The 16,253-nt window shown below is 68.1% G+C and carries 12 protein-coding genes; 10 read left to right on the forward strand and 2 right to left on the reverse strand.

The features are described 5' to 3' along the window. A partial coding sequence (locus Q0629_RS03090) for a DUF533 domain-containing protein (RefSeq protein ID WP_298778803.1) occupies window positions 1-633 on the reverse strand: 633 nt, incomplete at its 3' end. A 240-nt stretch (window positions 634-873) separates the two neighbouring features. On the opposite strand from Q0629_RS03090, the gene purE reads away from it, so the two are divergent. The 10 genes from purE (at window position 874) to thpR (ending at window position 13,616) form a co-directional block, all read left to right on the forward strand. Further along, window positions 874-1,374: a 5-(carboxyamino)imidazole ribonucleotide mutase gene (gene purE / locus Q0629_RS03095; protein ID WP_298778805.1), complete on the forward strand. Its 501-nt coding sequence runs from the start codon at window positions 874-876 to the stop codon at window positions 1,372-1,374. Then, a complete protein-coding gene (purM, locus tag Q0629_RS03100; RefSeq protein ID WP_298778808.1) occupies window positions 1,371-2,396 on the forward strand; it encodes a phosphoribosylformylglycinamidine cyclo-ligase in 1,026 nt (341 codons plus the stop codon). Before purE ends, purM begins: the two co-directional genes overlap by 4 nt. Next, entirely contained in the window at window positions 2,390-3,703 is a 1,314-nt protein-coding gene (gene purN / locus Q0629_RS03105) for a phosphoribosylglycinamide formyltransferase (protein WP_298778811.1), read from the forward strand. Before purM ends, purN begins: the two co-directional genes overlap by 7 nt. After that, window positions 3,700-4,887, forward strand: a complete 1,188-nt coding sequence (locus Q0629_RS03110; RefSeq protein ID WP_298778814.1) for a phosphoribosylaminoimidazolecarboxamide formyltransferase — start codon at window positions 3,700-3,702, stop codon at window positions 4,885-4,887. Before purN ends, Q0629_RS03110 begins: the two co-directional genes overlap by 4 nt. Window positions 4,888-4,944: 57 nt before the next feature. Then, on the forward strand, window positions 4,945-6,207 hold the full coding sequence (gene purD / locus Q0629_RS03115) for a phosphoribosylamine--glycine ligase (RefSeq protein WP_298778820.1): 1,263 nt from the start codon (window positions 4,945-4,947) through the stop codon (window positions 6,205-6,207). Between the two features lie 44 nt (window positions 6,208-6,251). Then, the gene (locus Q0629_RS03120; RefSeq protein ID WP_298778822.1) at window positions 6,252-9,980 is read left to right on the forward strand and encodes a phosphoribosylformylglycinamidine synthase; all 3,729 of its coding nucleotides are present in this window, start codon (window positions 6,252-6,254) and stop codon (window positions 9,978-9,980) included. Between the two features lie 122 nt (window positions 9,981-10,102). After that, on the forward strand, window positions 10,103-10,807 hold the full coding sequence (gene purC, locus Q0629_RS03125) for a phosphoribosylaminoimidazolesuccinocarboxamide synthase (RefSeq protein ID WP_298778824.1): 705 nt from the start codon (window positions 10,103-10,105) through the stop codon (window positions 10,805-10,807). A 45-nt stretch (window positions 10,808-10,852) separates the two neighbouring features. Further along, complete coding sequence (gene purF, locus Q0629_RS03130) at window positions 10,853-12,322, forward strand: amidophosphoribosyltransferase (protein WP_298778827.1); 1,470 nt, start codon at window positions 10,853-10,855, stop codon at window positions 12,320-12,322. Window positions 12,323-12,385: 63 nt separating this feature from the next. Then, window positions 12,386-13,063: an HAD family phosphatase gene (locus tag Q0629_RS03135; protein WP_298778829.1), complete on the forward strand. Its 678-nt coding sequence runs from the start codon at window positions 12,386-12,388 to the stop codon at window positions 13,061-13,063. Further along, window positions 13,041-13,616, forward strand: a complete 576-nt coding sequence (thpR, locus tag Q0629_RS03140) for an RNA 2',3'-cyclic phosphodiesterase (protein ID WP_298778831.1) — start codon at window positions 13,041-13,043, stop codon at window positions 13,614-13,616. Before Q0629_RS03135 ends, thpR begins: the two co-directional genes overlap by 23 nt. Window positions 13,617-13,768: 152 nt before the next feature. Here the strand turns inward: thpR and Q0629_RS03145 are convergent, their stop codons facing one another. Beyond that, window positions 13,769-15,196: a hypothetical protein gene (locus Q0629_RS03145; protein WP_298778833.1), complete on the reverse strand. Its 1,428-nt coding sequence runs from the start codon at window positions 15,194-15,196 to the stop codon at window positions 13,769-13,771. Window positions 15,197-16,253 lie beyond the last annotated feature (1,057 nt).

Here is a 16,253-nt window from a genome sequence, read left to right on the forward strand (position 1 = left end):
CGCCATATCGGGCCGTCCGCGCACCGCCTGCACGATGGCGTCCGTGGACATGGGGGGCTGCAGTTGGGTGACGACGTAGCTGAGGCCTTCCTGCCCGACGCCCGTTTCCTTGATGCGCGCCGTGATGCGGTTCAGCTCCTCCTGGTCCACCTGTCCGTCCGCCTTGGCCGCGTTCAGCATGGCGGTGAGCAAGAGCTTTGCGTCCTCCTCCGATGGGGCTGCGCTGGCGACCGGCTCGTTCTGCCCATTCTGCCCGGCGCCCTTCAGGGCCTTGAAGGCCATCATGCCGAGGAGCCCCAGCACGCCCCCTCCGATTCCGCCCGCGACGGTGCCCCGCTCCGAGGACAGCGCGCCCAGGAGCGCTCCGACCCCCGCCGCCGCCAGGTTGTCCTTGCCGCCCACCGCCTGACCCGCGCGGTTGACCGCTGCCTGCCCGCCGCTCAACAATTTGCCGAGGGCCCCCTGTACCCCGCCGCCCATGGACGAGGCTGCCTCCTGCACCCTGCTGCCTGCGGAGGGGGCCATCCCTCCCTGCGCCATCGCGCCCAGGAGCTCCGTAAAGTTGATCGCCATCATCTTATCCTCCGTTTCTCCTCCGAGGGCCGTTTCACCGTCTCGGAGCGTTGGGGTCAATCTTCAGCCACGTGCAGGGATTTGTCAAGGAGCGCCGTTTGCCGTGGTCGCGCAGGGTGTGGACGTCCGAAGTTGCCCGCGAAATTCGAGGGCCGCCTCGGGCGCGCCGTCTTTTTCGAATCGGCCGTCGCGCGGGACTTCTCCGTCCTATCTTCAACTTCTCGTCTTGCGGCGGTTTTTCAGGTTATAATGGGCGTGAGGTCGTGAGTTTTATTCTTTCTGAGCGAAGGAGAGAAAACGATGAAGAGGATTGCCATTGTCATGGGGAGCGACAGCGATCTCCCCATCGCGGAGAGGGCGGCGGAGGTCCTGAAGAAGCTCGCCGTCCCCTTTGTCGTCCGGGTGATGTCCGCGCACCGGACGCCGGAGGCCGTGGCCGCCTTCTCCCGCGACGCGCGAGAGGCCGGATTTGGCGCCGTCATCGCCATCGCGGGGAAGGCAGCGCACCTGGCGGGCTTCATCGCGGCGCAGACGCGCCTTCCCGTGATTGGCGTGCCGGTGCGATCCGCCGACCTGGGGGGGCTGGACGCGCTGTTGGCGACCGTGCAGATGCCCTCCGGCGTGCCCGTCGCGACGGTGGCCATCGACGGTGGAGCCAACGCGGCGTGGCTTGCGGTGCGCATCCTGGCCGTCTCCGACGAGGAGCTTGCCGCTTCCCTCGATAGGGAGGCGGCGAGTATGGCCGAGGGCGTCGAGCGCAAGGATCGGGCCCTGCAGGAAGGATCGGGGGAAGCGCGGTGACGCACCGGGAGGCCTACGCCAAGAGCGGCGTGAACGTGGAGGCCGGATACGAGGCGGTGCGGCTCATGGCGAGTTCCGTGGCGCGCACCCGCGTGCCTGGCGTCCTCACGGACCTGGGCGGGTTCGGAGGTGCCTTTGAGCTGCCCAAGGGGCTTCAGGACCCGATCCTGGTCAGCGGGACGGACGGCGTGGGCACGAAGCTGAAGCTGGCCTTCCTGATGGACCGCCACGACACGGTGGGCATCGACTGCGTGGCCATGTGCGTCAACGACGTGCTCTGCTGCGGGGCGCGTCCTCTGTTCTTTCTGGACTACGTGGCGGTGGGCAGGAACGTGCCGGAGCGCGTGGCGGCCATCGTCTCCGGCGTGGCGGAGGGCTGCGTCCAGGCGGGCTGCGCCCTCATCGGGGGGGAGACGGCGGAGATGCCGGGCTTCTACCCGGCAGAGGAGTACGACCTGGCGGGCTTTGCCGTAGGGATTGTGGAGCGGGCCAAGATGTTGGATCGGAGGAACGTCCAAAGCGGCGACGTCCTCATCGCCCTGCCGTCCTCAGGCCTGCACTCCAACGGGTTCTCGCTGGTCCGACGGGCGCTGGACGTGGAGCACCGGGACCTGCGGCAGCGCGTCGAGGAGCTGGGGTGCCCCCTCGGGGAGGCGCTTCTGACGCCCACGCGCATCTACGTGAAGCCCGTGACGGCGCTCCTGGAGGCCGTGGACGTCCACTCCCTCGCCCACATCACGGGCGGCGGGTTCCACGAGAACATCCCGCGCAGCGTCCCGGAGGGGATGGGGGTGCGCATTCGGCGCGCAGAGCTTCGGGTCCCGCCCATCTTCGAGTTCTTGATGCGCGAGGGCGGTATCGACGAGGAACAGATGTTCCACGTCTTCAACATGGGCGTGGGGATGACCGCGACGGTTGCGGAGGACGACGCCGAGGTGGCGCTTCGCGTCCTGCGTGAGAACGGCGTTGAGGCGCGGCCGATCGGCAGCGTCGTAGATGAGGAGGGAGTTGTGCTGTGCTGAACGCACGTATTTCCATACTGGTTTCCGGTGGCGGAACGAACCTTCAGGCCCTGCTGGACGCCCAGGTGAACGGGGTCCTTCGGAGCGGCAAGGTGGTCCAGGTGATTTCGAGCCGGGCTGGCGTCCGGGCGATCGAGCGGGCGCACGAAGCCGGCATCCGCACCGACGTGGCCGAGTATCGCGAGTTCCCCAACCGTGAGGCCTTTGAGCGGCGCCTGATGGAGCTCCTGACCCAGTCGAAGCCGGACGTCATCGTCCTGGCCGGCTTCCTGCAGATCCTGAGCGCGGACTTCGTCTCGCGCTGGGAAGGGCGGATCGTGAACGTCCACCCGTCCCTGCTTCCGGCCTTCTGCGGGAAGGGCTTCTACGGCCTTCGGGTGCACGAAGCCGTCCTGGAATCGGGCGTGAAGGTGACGGGGGCCACGGTACACCTCGTGACCGCCGAGCCGGACAAGGGCACGATCCTGATGCAGCGAGCCGTCGACGTGCTGCCGGACGACTCTCCGGAGCTCCTTCAGCACCGCGTGATGGAACAGGCGGAGTGGCGCATCCTGCCCCAGGCAGTGGAAGACCTCTGCCGCAGCCTGGCGTCCTCTCCCTCCGACTTCTGCCTGCGGGGGAACCGCTATCCCGGCCGGGGCATCATCCTGGGCTGCGGGCCCAACGGCCGCGCCGTCCTGGCGTACTTCATCATGGGACGCAGCGCGGGGAGCCGCGCCCGCGCCTTCAGACGGGAGAAGGACGACGTCGTCATCCGCCTGTTGGACCAGTCCGGGGTCAAGGACCCGTCGCTGATCCTCTACGCGCCCCTTCGGATGTGCGGGCGGAACGTCGTGGTGGCGAACGGGGACCAGACGGACACGATCTGCGAGTTCCTGAAGAAGGGCAAGGGGTTTGAGGAGGCCCTGCGCACGCTGGAGTACGAGCCGGACGCGCCCCACTTCACCCCAAGGATCAGCGGCATGATCTCCCTGCCGGAGTCGGGCTTCAGCTACCGGCTCAGCATCCTGAAGGCGTCGGGGGCCGGACGCCGCTGTCAGCGCCAGTTCTTCGAGTACGAGCCCATCCCTGGGATGGGGCACCTCATCCACACCTACGCGGGGGACGGGGCCGTGCTGCCGTCCTTCTCCGGAGAGCCCCTGACGGTGAACGTCCCTTCGAGCATCGACGCCTTCACCAACGGCCTCTGGGAGGCCCTGGACGAGGAGAATCGCGTGGCTCTCTACGTCCGCTACTCCCCCTTGGACGGGGGCCGCTACGAGGACAGGGTCGTCAACCGCTACGGCGAGGGGGCAAAACTGCGTTGAAGGAGCTGGAGCTGAAGTACGGCTGCAACCCCAACCAAAGGCCGGCACGCCTCTTCGTTCCGGAGGGACGGCTGCCCGTTGAGGTGCTCAACGGACAGCCGGGCTACATCAACTTCCTGGACGCGCTGAACGGCTGGCAACTGGTCCGCGAGCTCAGACGGGAGCTGAAGCTTCCTGCGGCGGCGTCCTTCAAGCACGTGAGCCCCGCCGGAGCCGCGCTGGGCCTGCCCCTCAGCACGGAGGAGAGGCGGCTGTTCTTCGTTGACGCTCCGGACGTGAACGAGTCCCCCCTGGCCTGCGCCTACGCCCGGGCGCGGGGGACGGACCGCCTGTCCTCCTTCGGGGACTGGATCGCGCTGAGCGACCCCTGCGACGCCGCGACGGCGCGCGTGATCCAGCACGAGGTGTCGGACGGCGTCATCGCGCCGGGCTATTCGGACGAGGCCCTGGCCCTGCTGCGAGCGAAGCGGAAGGGCGGCTACGCGGTCGTGCGCGTGGACCCGGACTACGAGCCGCCGGCGATGGAGCGGCGGGAGGTGTTCGGCATCACCTTCGAGCAGGGCCGAAACGTCGCCCCCGTCATCGACCCTGCCCTCTTCGACGCGCCGGCGACGAAGCGAAAGGACATTCCGGAGCCCGCGCGGCGAGACCTGACGCTGGCCCTCATCGTGCTGAAGTACACGCAGTCGAACTCCGTGTGCCTCGCCTCCGGCGGCCAGACCCTGGGCGTGGGCGCAGGACAGCAGTCCCGCCTGCACTGCACCCGCCTGGCGGGGGACAAGGCGGACGTGCGCCTGCTGCGCGAGCACCCCAAGGCGCTGGCCCTGCCCTTCAGGGAGGACCTGCCCCGTCCGATTCGGGACAACGCCGTGGACCGGTACGTGGCGCTGTCGCTCCAGCCCGACGAGCCCCTTCAGGACGAGGACTGGCGGCTCTGCTTCACGCGCCGCCCGGACCCCCTGACGCCTGCGGAGCGTCGGGAGTGGCTGGAGGGCGCCACGGGCGTTTCGTTGGGCAGCGACGCTTTCTTCCCCTTTCCGGACAACGTGGAGCGCGCCCGCCGAAGCGGCGTGAGCTACATCGCCCAGCCCGGCGGCTCCATTCGGGACGACCTCGTCGTCCAGGCCTGCGATCGCTGCGGCATCGCCATGGTGATGACCGGCCGGCGGCTGTTCCATCATTAAATGCACGCCTTTTCATCGGACCGTTATCGGGCGTTATCCTTTGGAGGTTGAGGACGAATGGACGTCATGGTGATCGGCGGGGGCGGGCGCGAGCACGCCATCGTGAGCCGCCTGGCGCGCAGCCCCAGGGTGGGCCGCCTCTACGCGCTGCCGGGGAACGGGGGCATCGGGCGTCACGCCGAGTGCGTCCCCATCAAGGCGGAGGACCTGGACGCCGTCGTGGGGTTCGCCGTGGAGCGCGGCGTCGACTTCGCGGTGGTGGCGCCGGACGACCCACTGGTAATGGGGGCCGTGGACCGGCTTGAGGAGCGGGGAATCCCCTGCTTTGGCCCCAACGCGGCTGCGGCGGCCATCGAGGGCAGCAAGGTCTTTGCCAAGGGACTGATGAGGAAGTACGGCATCCCCACGGCGCCCTTCGAGGTCTTTGAGGACGCGGAGCGCGCCATGGCCTACGTTGCGACGGCGAACCGCCCGCTGGTGGTGAAGGCGGACGGCTTGGCGCGGGGCAAGGGCGTGGTGGTCGCGGAGGACGCCGTCGGGGCCGCCGCAGCCGTCACCTCCATCATGAAGGACCGGGTCTTCGGACGGAGCGGCGACCGGGTCCTGATCGAGGAGCGGCTCAGCGGTCCGGAGGTCACCCTTCTGGCCTTCACGGACGGCCGCACGATCGTCCCCATGGTCTCCTCTATGGACCACAAGCGGGCCTTCGACGGCGACGTGGGGCCCAACACGGGTGGTATGGGGGTCGTCGCGCCGAACCCCCACCTCACGCCGGAGCTCATGGAGGTCTGCATGAGGACCATCCTGCGCCCCACGGTGGAGGCCATGAGGGCGGAGGGGCGCCCTTTCAAGGGCTGCCTCTACTTCGGGCTGATGCTGACGGAGGACAGGCCGCAGGTGATCGAGTACAACTGCCGCTTCGGGGACCCGGAGGCCCAGGCCGTGTTGCCCCTCCTGCGGTCGGACCTCCTGGAGATCATGGTGGCCGTGCGGGAGGAGCGCCTGGACGAGGCGGACGTCCGCTTCTCTCAGGACGCCTCCTGCTGCGTCGTGCTGGCCTCACGGGAGTACCCCGGCTCCTGCAGGACGGGGTTCGAGATCGATATGGGGGGCGCGGAGGACCTGCCGGGCGTCGAGGTGTTCCACGCGGGGACGCGCCGTGAGGGGGACAGGCTGCTGACGGCGGGAGGTCGCGTGCTGGACGTGACGGCCGTGGCGCCGACGCCCCGCGAAGCGCGCGCGCGGGCCTATGAGGCGGCGAAGCGAATTCGCTTCGAGGGCGCGCGGTTCCGCGGGGACATCGGAGGCGTCGACGAGTAGCGCAAGAAGGTCTTGCGGGGATGCCATGACGGGAGGCGGTCTGGATGGGTCGGGTTCACAGGCTTTACGTTGAGAAGAAGCCGCCGTTTGCGCGGGAGGCGGAGGCGCTCTGCGCGGAGTTTCGCGGCGTCCTGGGCGTCGCGGGGCTGGAGCGGGTGCGCGTCCTGAATCGCTACGATGTGGAAGGGCTGGAGGCGGAGGCGCTTTCCGCGTGCGTCGGCGCGGTGTTCGCGGATCCTTGCACGGACGACGTGCTGGAGGCCCTGCCGGAGGCGCCCCACGTCTTGGCGGTGGAGTACCTGCCGGGGCAGTACGACCAGCGGGCCGACGCGGCGGAGCAGTGCATCGAGCTCCTGCTGGGGTGCAGGCGGCCCACGGTGCGCACGGCCCGCGCCTACCTGCTCTGGGGCAGCCTGAGCGACGCGGACATTGCGGCGGTGAGGAAGCACCTCATCAACCCGGTGGAGAGCCGCGAAGCGCAGCTGGCGGAGTACGACGCCCTGGAGGCCCTCTGCCCCGCGCCCCCCGACGTGCCGGTGTTGACGGGATTTCGAGAGATGGACGAGGCGGCCGTGAGGGCCCTGATCGAGTCCCATGGCCTCGCCATGAGCGCGGCGGACCTGGCCTGCTGCGCGGCGCACTTCAGGGAGGAGGGGCGGGACCCGACGCTGACGGAGCTCAAGGTACTGGACACCTACTGGTCGGACCACTGCCGCCACTCGACCTTCCTGACGTCGCTGGACTCCGTCGAGTTCGAGGACGAGCGCATCCGGGAGGCCTACGGCCGCTACCTGAGGCTGCGGGAGGAGACGGGGCGGAGTGACCGGCCCGTCACGCTGATGGACATGGCGACGATCGGCGCGCGGGCGCTCAAGGGGCGGGGAAAACTGACGGACCTGTCGGAGTCCGCGGAGGTCAACGCCTGCACGGTCCACATCCAGGTGAACGGCGAGCCATGGCTCCTGCTGTTCAAGAACGAGACCCACAACCACCCCACGGAGATCGAGCCCTTTGGAGGGGCGGCCACCTGCGTGGGCGGCGCGATCCGCGACCCGCTGTCCGGCCGCGGGTACGTGTATCAGTCCATGCGCGTGACGGGCGCGGGGGACCCCCGCCGTCCCGTCGCCGAGACGATGCCGGGCAAGCTGCCCCAGCGCACGATCGTCACCGCGGCGGCGGCGGGCTACAGCTCCTACGGCAACCAGATCGGAATCCCCGCGGGGATCGTGGACGAGATTTACCACGAGGGCTACGTGGCCAAGCGCATGGAGATCGGCGCGGTGATCGCCGCGGTCCCCGAAGCCAACGTGAGGCGAGAGGAGCCCCGGCCGGGGGACGTCGTCTTCCTGCTGGGAGGCTGCACGGGGCGCGACGGGTGCGGCGGGGCCTCCGGGTCCTCCAGGGCCCACACGGCCCGGTCCCTCGAGACCTGCGGTGCGGAGGTGCAGAAGGGCAACGCGCCGGAGGAGCGCAGGCTGCAGCGGCTGTTCCGAAATCCGGACTTCACGCGCATGATAAAGCGCTGCAACGACTTCGGCGCGGGAGGCGTGTCCGTGGCCGTAGGGGAGCTGGCGGACGGGCTGGACATCGACCTGGACGCCGTCCCGTTGAAGTACGCGGGCCTGGACGGCACGGAGATCGCCATCAGCGAGTCCCAGGAGCGCATGGCGGTCGTGGTGGACGCGGAAGACGCGGCGCGGGTTCGAGAGCTGGCGGAGGCGGAGGACGTGCGGGCCGCCGTGGTGGCCCAGGTCACGGCGGATGGGCGGGTGACGATGCGCTGGCGCGGAAAGCGCATCCTGGACCTGCCCCGCAGCTTCATCCGAAGCAATGGCGCGGAGCGCCATGCGGAGGTGCTCTGCGCCTCCCCCAGGCCCTGCGCCCCGGAGGTGCCGGACGACTTCGTCCGCGGGATGCGGGCCGTGGCGGCGGACCTCAACGTCTGTTCCCGACGCGGGCTCTGCGAGCGGTTCGACTCCTCCGTGGGGGCCAACTCCGTGCTGTCCCCCTTCGGCGGCCGGCGTCAGCGGACCCCCGCCCAGGCAATGGTGGCGAAGATCCCCCTGACGGGCGGCCACAACGACACGAGCGCCTGCTCCGCCATGGCCTGGGGGTTCGACCCCTTCCTGTCCTCGGCCTCGCCCTACGACGGCGCCTACATGGCGGTGGTGGAGTCCCTGTGCCGCCTGGCCGCGGTGGGCGTCCCCCTGGAGTCCTGTCACCTGAGCCTTCAGGAGTACTTTGGCCGTCCGGGCGCGGACCCTCGGCGGTGGGGGGTGCCCACCGCGGCGCTCCTGGGCGCCCTGGACGCCCAGATGGACTTTGGCGTCGCCGCCATTGGGGGCAAGGACTCCATGAGCGGCTCCTTCGAGGGGCTGGACGTCCCGCCGACGCTCGTTTCCTTCGCCCAGGGCATGACCGACGTTTCCCGCGTCCTGTCGCCGGAGTTCAAGCGCGCAGGGTCCCGCGTCGTGTGGCTGCGCCCGAGGCGGCGGGGCCTGCTGCCTGAACCAAAGTCCCTGCTGGCCCTCCTGGCGCGCGTTCAAGACCTGCGCGTCAGGGGCGAGGCGCTGGCCGTGGGGACGCCCGCCTTCGGCGGACTGGCGGCCCTCGTCCTGAGGATGGCCATGGGCAACGGGTTCGGCTTCGCGTTCGACGACGACCTCACCCTGGCGGAGCTCTTCGGCCCCGCACGCGGGTCCTTCGTGGTGGAGTTGGCGGAGGGCGTTTTGGACCTGGAGAGCGCGGAGTTCGACTGCATCGCGCTGGGCCGGGTGCTGGAGGCGCGCCGGGCGACCCTGGGCGGCGAGGCCGTGGACATGGAGGAGCTGGAGGGTATCTACGAGGGCGTCCTGGAGGACGTCTTCCCCGTGAGGTGCGACGCGGGGGAGCTGGTTTCGCTGCCCGACGCATGGCCGGCTCCGGCGGAACGGGCCGTCCCCCGGCTGCCCCATGGCGTCGCTCGCCCGCGGTTCCTCATCCTCGTGTTTCCGGGGACGAACTGCGAGTATGAGTCCGCGCGCGCCGTGGAGCGGGCCGGAGGAGAGGCGGAGGTCCTGGTGGTCCGGACGCTGACGCCGGAGGCCATGAAGGAGTCCGTGGACCGGTTCGCCGCGCGGCTGGGCGCGTCGCAGGCGCTCTTCCTGCCCGGCGGGTTCTCCAACGGCGATGAGCCCGACGGGTCCGGGAAATTCATCGCCATCTTCCTGAGGAGCCCGGCGGCCCGGTCCGCGGTGGAGGGGCTCCTGGAGGTGCGGGGCGGCCTGATTTTGGGGGTGTGCAACGGCTTTCAGGCGCTGGTGCGCACGGGGCTCCTGCCCTTCGGCCGCATCGTGGACCCGGATGAGCTGGGGGAGGGCTCGGCCGTGCTGACCTTCAACGCCATCGGCCGCCACCAGTCGAAGATCGTCCGCTCCCGCGTCCTCTCGAACCGCTCTCCGTGGCTGAGCCGCACGCGGGTGGGCGACGTGTTCGCCATGCCCGTCTCCCACGGCGAAGGGCGCTTCGTCTGCGGGGTGGCCCTGCTGCGCCGCCTGGCGGAGGCTGGGCAGGTCGCGACGCAGTATGTCGACCTGCAGGGGAGCCCCACGATGGACGTCCAGTACAACCCGAACGGCTCCCTGGCCGCCGTCGAGGGCCTGCTCTCGCCGGACGGGCGCATCTTCGGCCGCATGGGACACGCGGAACGGGTGGGGGATGGCCTCTACCAGAACGCGGGGCGCACGGGGGGCACGATGATGTTCGAGTCGGCCATGGACTTCCTGCTGGGCTAGCGCGGGGGAACCCCGAAATTTCCCCTGCACAAACCGCGCAGATGCTCTATACTTCTCTTTGTTTCCTGAGGCTCCTGCCGCCTGCGGGAGCCTTTTGATTTTGAGGCCGGGAGGTCAATGCGATGGAAAAGCGTGAACAGCTTTATGAGGGCAAGGCAAAGAAGGTCTTCGCGACGGACGATCCGAAGCGCTACGTCGTCGAGTACAAGGACGACGCCACGGCGTTCAACGGCGAGAAGCGCGGCACCATTGTCGGCAAGGGCGTCGTCAACAACCGGATGAGCAACATCCTGTTCCGGATGCTCGAGGCGAACGGCGTGCCCACGCACTTCGTGGAGGAGCTGAGCGACCGGGAAACGCTGGTGCGGGCCGTGGAGATCGTGCCCCTTGAGGTCATCGTCCGCAACGTGGCTGCAGGTTCCTTCTCCAAGCGCTACGGCGTGGAGGAGGGACGGGCGCTGAAGAACCCCACGCTGGAGTTCTCGCTGAAGGACGACAGCCTGGGAGACCCCCTGATCAACGACTCCCACATCCTGGCGCTTGGGCTGGCCACGGAGGAGGAGCTCAGGACCATGCACGAGATGGCCTTCAGGATCAACGACCTCCTGAAGGACTACTTCCTCAAGATCGGCGTGAAGCTCATCGACTTCAAGATCGAGCTGGGCCGCTGCGACGGGCGGATCGTTCTGGCGGACGAGATCTCGCCGGACACCTGCCGTTTCTGGGACGCCAAGACGAACGAGAAGCTGGACAAGGACCGCTTCCGCCGCGACCTGGGGCACGTGGAGGACGCATATCAGGAGATGTTCAAGAGGGTGACGCAGTAGGCGCAGGGGACGGCTGGGGGACGGACGTCCCCCGAAGCTCAAGCTTTGGACTGGAGCGCGGAGGCGGAGATGGAATGGCATGAGGAGGACGCCCTGCACGAGGAGTGCGGCGTCATGGGGGTTTATCGAGGGGAAAAGGACGCCGCGAGCCTTGTGTACTACGGGCTCTACGCCCTTCAGCACCGCGGTCAGGAGAGCGCCGGCATCGCTGCGAACCAGGGGGGCACCGTCATGCAGGTCAAGGGGCCTGGACTGGTGGGAGAGGTGTTCCGCGGGGAAACCCTGGCGGGCCTGAAGGGCAACATCGCCGTGGGCCACGTGCGCTACCCGACGGCCGGGGGGGCGGACCCCCGCAGCGCCCAGCCCCTGGTGGCCCGCTGCGGGATGGGGGACATCGCCCTGGCGCACAACGGCAACCTGGTGAACGCGGACAGCATTCAGGAGATGCTGACGGACGCGGGCGTGATCTTCCAGACGACGACGGACAGCGAGTCCATCCTCAACCTGATCTGCCAGCACGGAAACAAGCGCGGCGTGGAGGCGGGCATCCGCACTGCGATGAGCCTGATCAAGGGAGCCTACGTCCTGGTCATCACGCTGGGGGACCAGCTGATCGGCGTGCGCGACCCCTACGGCCTGCACCCGCTGTGCCTGGGCAGGCTTGCGGACGGCTGGGCGCTGGCCTCCGAGAGCTGCGCGCTGGAAGCCATCGACGCGGAGTTCGTCCGCGACGTGGAGCCGGGCGAGGTCGTATTCATCAACCAGGAAGGGGTGCGCAGCCTGCCCCCGTCGCAGTGGTGTCGCAAGAGCCTCTGCGTGTTCGAGCTCATCTACTTCGCACGGCCCGACAGCGTGCTGGACGGCATCAGCGTCTACGATTTCCGCCGCCGATGCGGGCGACTTCTGGCGCACCAGCGGAAGATCGAGGCGGACCTGGTGATGGCGGTGCCGGACTCCGGCATCCCGGCGGCCATCGGGTACGCCGAGGCGTCCGGCATCAACTATGGCGAGGGGCTGATCAAGAACAAGTACATCGGGCGCACCTTCATCCAGCCGACCCAGGAGATGCGGGAAACTGCCGTCCACATCAAGCTGTCGCCCATCCGCAGCAACATCGAGGGCAAGCGCCTGATCGTGGTGGACGACTCCATCGTGCGGGGGACGACCAGCCGCCGCATCGTGCGCCTGCTGCGGGCGGGCGGGGCCAGAGAGGTCCACCTGGTCATCTCCTCTCCCCCCGTGTGCTACTCCTGCTACTTCGGCATCGACACGCCCTACAGGGAGAAGTTGATCGCCGTGCAGAAGACGCAGCAGGAGATCCTGGAGTACATCGGCGCCGACTCCCTGACCTACCTCAGCGACGCCTGCCTGTCGGAGGCCTGCGGGCACCAGGACCTCTACTGTCGGGCCTGCTTCGACGGGAACTACCCCATGGAGGTCCCCGCCACCGCGCGGCCTGCGGGATTTTTCAAGGAGAGCGGGGCCGCGGGGTTTGCGGCGGACATGGAGTCGTAGAGAGCGCCGGAGAACAGGACACTGCGTCCGCGGAGGCGGCGCGAAAGGACGAGGAGGAAGCTTATGATGCTGAGCGCGGTTCTCTTTGACATGGACGGGCTGATGTTCGACACGGAGGCGCTGAACCTGAGGGCCTGGGAGGCGGCGGGAGAGCGACACGGGTACGCGATCACGCCGGAGGTCATGCACGAGCAGATCGGCTTGAGCCTGCCAAAGACGCGCAGCATGATGCAGGAGCGGTTCGGCCCGGCGTTCGATTTCGACCTGGTGCGGGGGGACCGAATTCGCTGGACGGAGCGCTGGATCGAGGAGCATGGCCTGCCGGAGAAGCCCGGCCTCCGGCGGGTCCTGGCATGGCTCATCGAGAGGCGGGTCCCGCGGGCCATGGCGACCTCGAGCGACCGCGGGATCGTGGGGTTCTACCTGAAGCACACGGACGTTGGGGAGTGCTTCGACCGAATCCTCACGGGGGATCGCGTCGAGCGCGGCAAGCCCGCGCCGGACATCTTCCTGAAGGCCGCCCTGGAGCTGGGGGCGGAACCCGCAGGCTGCGTGGTCCTGGAGGACTCCTACAACGGAATCCGGGCCGCCCACGCTGCCGGAATGATGCCCGTGATGGTGCCGGACCTCCTGCCGCCGACGCCTGAGATCGCGGCCCTGGCCTATCGCGTGGTGGGGAGCCTGAACGACGTCATCCCCGTTTTGGAGGCGCTGGCCGATGACCGGAAGCCGGAGCGCTGAGGACCGGGACACGGCGTCCCTCATCCGCGCCTTCGTCGCGGTGACGGTCCCAGAAGGAGCGGCGCGGACGCTGGAGCTCCTCCTGACGCGCCTCGCGCCGCTGGGCCGGCTGAGGTGGGTGACGCGGGCCCAACTGCACGTCACGCTGCGCTTTTTGGGGGAGCGGACGCCCGACGCGATCGAGAGGGTGAAGCGCGCGCTGGCGCCGATCGCCTTCTCGCCCTTTGAGGTGGAGCTCTCCCGCGCGGGCGCGTTCCCCAGCCTGGAGCGTCCCCGCACGCTCTGGCTCAGCGGCGCGCGGGGCGCGGCGGAGCTGACGGCCCTCGCCGCCCGCCTGGAGGACGCGCTGGCGGAGGCGGGCATCCCGCGGGAGCGGCGGCCCTTCGTCCCCCACCTGACGCTGGCCCGCTGCACCGGGGAGCCCCTGCCGCCGGCGCTCCTGAAAGCGCTGGAGAAGGTGCCTCCCGTTTTGTGGACCTGCTGCGGCATCGAGCTGATGCGAAGCCGCCTGACCCCCCGCGGGGCGATCTACAGCCCCATCCCCATCGAGTGATCCGTGCCATAAAACGCCACGAACGCCATAAACGCTATGAAATGAGGGGGCCGCGTCCTGCGACCCCCCGTTCGTCTAACTCGGATAATCTGTGACGCCCTTGAGCTGCCTCGGCGGGCAGCGCGAGGACGGCGGTTTGCTCCTCCCCGCCCTCAAGCCATCATGGCGGCCCGCTGGACGGCCTCCTGCTGGAGCTCCCGCACCAGGTTGATGCGAAACACGTCCGGAAACTCGTCCAGGTTGCAGCAACTGAGGCTGTAGCGGACGGTTAGGTTGTCCTCCGCGGGCAGGGGCTCCACGCTCACCAGCATGGAGGTGCTGCGGGTCAGGCCCAGCACCCTGGAGACGCGGGAGTACTTGGCGAGGTAGTTCTCGTACTCGCCCGTCTTGGCCTCGATCCAGAAGATCTTGTCCCCGACGCTGAGCAGGAAGTCCAGCTCGAAGTTCTCCCCCGTGGGGAGGATGATGTTGGGGTTCTTCATGAAGGCGTAGGGCAGGCTGACCGTGGCGGGGTGCGTCGTCAGGATGGAGATCACCTTGTCGCGGATGTAGTGCTCCAGCCAGCCTCCGGTCAGGAAGTTGATGGCAGCCGGCGTCCGGTTCACCTGAGCCACGATGCTGTACTGGGGAGCGCGCCGGTAGGTGAAGGAGGAAAGGAACTTCGCTGCGCTCAGCATGTGGCAGAAGTTCAGCGTGTGGGTGATGTCCCGGCTTGGCAGCTTCGCCAAAGAGTAGCGAAACTCGCGGCAGTCGTTCAGAGTGGCCTTCATCATCTCGTAGAAGGGACGGACGTAGACGAGGTACTTGCCGAGGAACGCAGCGATTTGAGGCACCTCCTTAGGCAGGTGCCCTTCGTCGGGGATGGAGGTGACCTCCACCCGGTGGTCCTTCAGGTACTTGTAGAGGATGTCGAGGCGCTTCTGCGAGAACTGCCCGCCACGCTCCGGGGCGTTTTCCGCCGGCCCCAGGAGGTTGCCCGACGCCCCCGCCGGAAAGACGGAGAGGTCCGGGTGGGGCAGCATGTTGGGCGTCAAGAGCTCGATGTGGCGGCCCGCGCGGGAGCTGGAGATGGTCCGCATCAGCCCCGCCGCCTCCAGGTTGTCCATCTGCGCCAAGAGCGAGGGCTTCCCGATGCCCAGCGCCTGCGCCAGTTGGTTGACGTGAAGCAGCCCCTCCTCATGCCCCTTCAGGACGTCCATCAGGACGAAGAGCGTTCCCAAAGGGGTGAAGCCCCTCAGGGAGGACATCATCTCCACGCTGCTGAACTCCGTGGGGGAGTAGGGGTTCCTGCGGGTCGCCGCCTTCTCCTCCTTCCGCTTGGAAGCGGGCGCTGCGGCAGGCCGCTCCGCCGGATGCGGTGTCTGGGGCGTCGCCTCCGCCCTGGGGCTCTGTGCCGGTGCCTCCGCCTGAAGGGCAGTGCGCCGGTGCCGTCTGCCGCCTCTGCGGCTTCGGCTGTGGCGGGAGGCAGCGCTCCTGGCGGGGACGGAGGCCTCGGCGGCGGACTCGATGGCCTCCCCAACGCTGAAGGGGATCTCTCCATCGTCCAGCGCCTCGCGGTCCAGCTCCTCCAGAGGCTCCACGCCCGCAAGGGGATCTGCCGCCTCCGGCTGGAGCTCGTCCAGGGGGAGCGGTTCTACAGGAACCGCCCGCTCAGGGACGGGAAGCGCACGGAGCGGAGAGGAGACGATAGTGATATCATGAGGGGCCTTTTCGTTATCAGTAACGTTATCGTTACTTTTTTTGACCTCATTTTTGGTGTTAGGGCCGAGTTTTTCCTTCGTTGGATGGTCGGCAGGGGTTTTTACGGAAACGTTTTTATTATCGGTACTTGAAGCATTACCTTTATGAGGCTCCCCCTCGGCCTTTTTGTCAGTCAATTTGGTGGTGTTTTTGGTACCGGTATGGTTATCGACGTTATTTTTTCCGCGCCCGCGCCGTCCTCTCCCTCGCCCCGTCGGCTTCGCGGGAGAGCCTTTCTGCGCCTGTGCGTCCGCGGGCTCCGCTTCCACGGGCGTGGGACTGCTCTCGCCGGGCTCCGGCGTGCGGGCGGTTCCGAGACGGCCCGCTGGAACCTCAAGCTCTGAGTCAGAAACGTTCTTGATATCGGTAGCGTTTTTATTATCTTTTTTTCGTTTCGGCTTCCCTCCGTCGGGGACGGCTCCGTGGTCCTGAGACGTCTCACCGGGGCTCGTTTTCGCCCCCCCACGCCTTCCTTTGGATGCAGGCACGGTATGATGGGTTGTGTTTTTACTTCCGGTATCGTTATTGTTTCCGTCTTTTTTGCGCTCAGAGGCTGCTGAGCGCTTTGTTCCCTCTCCAACGACCTCTTTTGTGACGCGTCCTCCTGAGGCGGGCACCTCCTTCGGCGTCTGTCGCTTTTTAGGGGTTTGGACCGGTAATTCAGTCGCCGCAAGGGTGGACGCAGCCTTGTCGGAGGCAGCGCGTCGACCCCCTCTCCGTTTTTCACCTCCTGATGGTTGTTCAGGCTGGTGTGGAATGGCGGTTGATTTTTTATTACCGGTATGGTTAACGGGTATCTTTTCGCCGTCCCCCTGGGGGGCTTTGGGGCTCTCCGCGGCCTTCGCCGTTCCGGCCGAGGCCGTGCGGGGCTTCCGGGGCCGCACTCCAGCAGCAGCC

The organism is uncultured Fretibacterium sp. (assembly GCF_938030725.1).
Classification (GTDB): Bacteria; Synergistota; Synergistia; order Synergistales; family Aminobacteriaceae; genus Fretibacterium.

Excerpts from the sequence above, each read along its gene's own strand:
- Q0629_RS03135 (WP_298778829.1), top strand. The coding sequence starts at position 12,386 with ATGATGCTGAGCGCGGTTCTCTTTGACATGGACGGGCTGATGTTCGAC.
- purD (WP_298778820.1), top strand. The coding sequence starts at position 4,945 with ATGGACGTCATGGTGATCGGCGGGGGCGGGCGCGAGCACGCCATCGTG.
- purE (WP_298778805.1), top strand. The coding sequence starts at position 874 with ATGAAGAGGATTGCCATTGTCATGGGGAGCGACAGCGATCTCCCCATC.
- Q0629_RS03120 (WP_298778822.1), top strand. The coding sequence starts at position 6,252 with ATGGGTCGGGTTCACAGGCTTTACGTTGAGAAGAAGCCGCCGTTTGCG.
- thpR (WP_298778831.1), top strand. The coding sequence starts at position 13,041 with ATGACCGGAAGCCGGAGCGCTGAGGACCGGGACACGGCGTCCCTCATC.
- purC (WP_298778824.1), top strand. The coding sequence starts at position 10,103 with ATGGAAAAGCGTGAACAGCTTTATGAGGGCAAGGCAAAGAAGGTCTTC.